This is a genomic window from Streptomyces colwelliae (assembly GCF_048158785.1).
In the GTDB taxonomy this organism is placed as follows: Bacteria; Actinomycetota; Actinomycetes; order Streptomycetales; family Streptomycetaceae; genus Streptomyces.
The window spans coordinates 1-2,835 of the sequence record NZ_JBLTJC010000663.1; the positions used below are offsets into that span (position 1 = coordinate 1).

A 2,835-nucleotide genomic window follows, 5' to 3' on the forward strand; every position below is an offset into this window, starting at 1 on the left:
CGGCCAGGCATCCACCCCCAGATGCGCCCCCGCGAACGCCCCCGTGAGGCAGGCGATCGAGTCCGAGTCACCGGACGTGCACGCGGCTCGCCGCACCGCGGTCACCGGCTCCTCCACGAACAGCAGGAAGCACAACAGCCCGGTGGCCAGGGCCTCTTCGGCGATCCAGCCCGCGCCGGTGGCCAGGCACGGGTCGGTCTCCGGGGAGACGGTCCGTACGGCGTCCTCAAGCCGGCCGAGTATCTCCAGGCACTCGTCCCAGCCGCGCGCGATGAAGTGCTCGGGCGAGGGATCCTGGCTCCGCGTCCACAGGTCGCCGAGCCAGCGGTGGTGGTAGCGGGTGCGGTTCTCGACGGCGTACGACCGCAGCAGCCCGACCAGCCCGGTCGGCTCGGCGCCCTGCGCGAGCAGCCGTACGGCGTGCGCGGTGAGGTCGGACGCGGCGAGGGCGGTCGGGTGTCCGTGGGTGAGCGCGGACTGCAACTGGGCGGCGCCGGAACGCTGTTCGTCGTCCAGACCGGGGACGAGTCCGACCGGCGCGACCCGCATGTTGGCCCCGCAGCCCTTCGAACCGATCTGGCTGGCGTCCTGCCAGAGCCGGTCCGTCCGCTCCAGGAGATCACAGGCCGTGATGCAAGTGTGGCCCGGAGCACGGTTGTTGTCCGGGGAGCGGTTCCACGCGACGAATTCGGGACGCACCGATTCGACCATCTCGCCGGGCCCAAGCAGCCCCCGTTCCATGGCAGTTCGCAGCCCGCGTCCCAACGCGAGCGTCATCTGTGTGTCGTCGGTGACGATCGCGGGCTTCGTCAGCTTCATCTCCCGCCAGGGACCGCACTTGGCGAGGATGGAGGGCACGTCGTTGAACTCGGTGGGGAAGCCGAGCGCGTCCCCGAGGGCGAGACCGATCAACGCTCCAGTGGCGGCACGTTTGCGAACGGCGGTCGTGGTCATGCGGGGCGTCCTTCCCGGGTCGGCCGGAGCAGCGGCGGGTACAGGGCGGTGGCGGTCCCGGCGCGGTACAGCGCGGCCGGTTTGCCGCGACCGCCGGTCAACTTGGCGCCGCCGGGCACCGGTTCGACGAAACCCGGCGTGGCGAGCACCTTGCGGCGGAAGTTGGGGCGGTCCAACTCGGCGCCCCACACGGTCTCGTAGACCTGTTGCAGCTCCCCGAGCGTGAACTCGGGCGGACAGAAAGCGGTGGCGAGGGAGCTGTACTCCAGCTTGGCGCCCACCCGATCGTGCGCGTCGGCCAGGATCCGGTCGTGGTCGAAGGCGAGCGGCCCGAGCGCGTCGTACGGCAGCCAGCGTGCCTGTGCCGCGTCGCTGCCCGCACTCGGCTCGGGCGGGTCGGGCAGCAGCGCGGCGAAGGCGACGGTGACGACCCGCATCCGGGGGTCGCGGTCGGGCTCGCTGTAGGTGCGCAGCTGCTCCAGGTGCAGCCCGGAGACGTCCGACAGGCCGGTCTCCTCGGCGAGTTCACGCCGGGCGGCCGTCTCCGCGGACTCGTCGGGCTGCACGAAGCCACCGGGGAGCGCCCAGTGCCCGGCGTACGGCTCCTGGCCGCGCTCGACGAGCAGCACGTGCAGGGCGCCCGCGCGGATCGTGAGGACGGCGAGGTCTGCGGTGACGGCGAAAGGTTCGAAGGCGTACTTGTCGTAGCCCGGTGCTGCGGTCACCTTCACTCACCCCCTTAATAGTCAGTTCGACCATAAAGAGTGGCGGCAGCCCGGCACAACCCCCTGCGCCCGACGAAAAACGAAGCGGCCGGTTCCGGAGACTCCGGAACCGGCCGCACTCAACTCACGCTCTAGAGATCGACTTCCTGCATCAGCATGCCGACCTCGGTGTTCGACAGCCGCCGCAGCCAGCCCGACTTCTGGTCGCCCAGGGTGATCGGACCGAAGGAGACCCGCACCAGCTTGTCGACCGGGAAACCGGCCTCCGCGAGCATGCGCCGCACGATGTGCTTGCGGCCCTCGTGGAGGGTCACCTCGACCAGGTAGTTCTTGCCGGTCTGCTCGACGACGCGGAAGTGGTCCGCACGCGCGTACCCGTCCTCCAGCTGGATGCCGTCCTTGAGCTGCTTGCCCAAGTCGCGCGGGATCGGGCCCACGATGTGCGCGAGGTAGGTCTTCTTCACGCCGTACTTGGGGTGGGTCAGCCGGTGCGCCAGCTCACCGTGATTGGTGAGCAGGATCACACCCTCGGTCTCGGTATCGAGCCGCCCGACGTGGAAAAGGCGCGTCTCGCGGTTGGTGACGTAGTCGCCGAGGCACTGCCGGCCCTCGGGGTCCTCCATCGTGGCCACGACACCGGCGGGCTTGTTCAGCGAGAAGAACTGGTACGACTGCGTCGCCACCGTCAGCCCGTCGACCTTGATCTCGTCGTGCTCGGGGTCGACGCGCAGCCCCTGCTCGACGACGATCTCGCCGTTGACCTCGACCCGGGACTGCTCGATCAGCTCCTCGCAGGAGCGCCGGGAGCCGTAGCCCGCGCGTGCGAGGACCTTCTGGAGCCGCTCGCCCTCCTGCTCGGCGCCCGGGAAGGTCTTGGGCGGCTTGATGTCCTTCTTGCCCGCGTACCGCTCCCGGTTGCGCTCCTCGGCCCGCGCGTCGTACTCACGCGAGGTCGCCGGCGCCCAGCGCCCGCGTCCGGTGCCCTGGCCCTGCTTGGGGCCGCCCTTGGCACCGCCGCGCGCGGCGGCACCACGCCCTGACTTGGGACCTTCGTGGGATCCCGTGGGGCCTACGTCGTAGCGGCGCTCCTCGGGACGCGGCTTTCCGGCGCGCTTCGGCTTGTCGTCGCGCCCTCCCGCGCCCCTCGGCTGGGAGC

General features: G+C 70.8%; 3 protein-coding genes. All 3 read right to left on the reverse strand.

The annotated features are described in order from the left end of the window. On the reverse strand, positions 1-954 hold a 954-nt coding region (locus ACNFOC_RS52850), incomplete at its 3' end, for an ADP-ribosylglycohydrolase family protein (protein ID WP_416966092.1). Next, positions 951-1,679: an NUDIX hydrolase gene (locus tag ACNFOC_RS52855; RefSeq protein ID WP_416966093.1), complete on the reverse strand. Its 729-nt coding sequence runs from the start codon at positions 1,677-1,679 to the stop codon at positions 951-953. The genes ACNFOC_RS52855 and ACNFOC_RS52850, both read right to left, overlap by 4 nt. 131 nt (positions 1,680-1,810) lie before the next feature. Beyond that, the coding region (locus tag ACNFOC_RS52860; RefSeq protein ID WP_416966094.1) for a pseudouridine synthase at positions 1,811-2,835 on the reverse strand (1,025 nt) is incomplete at its 5' end.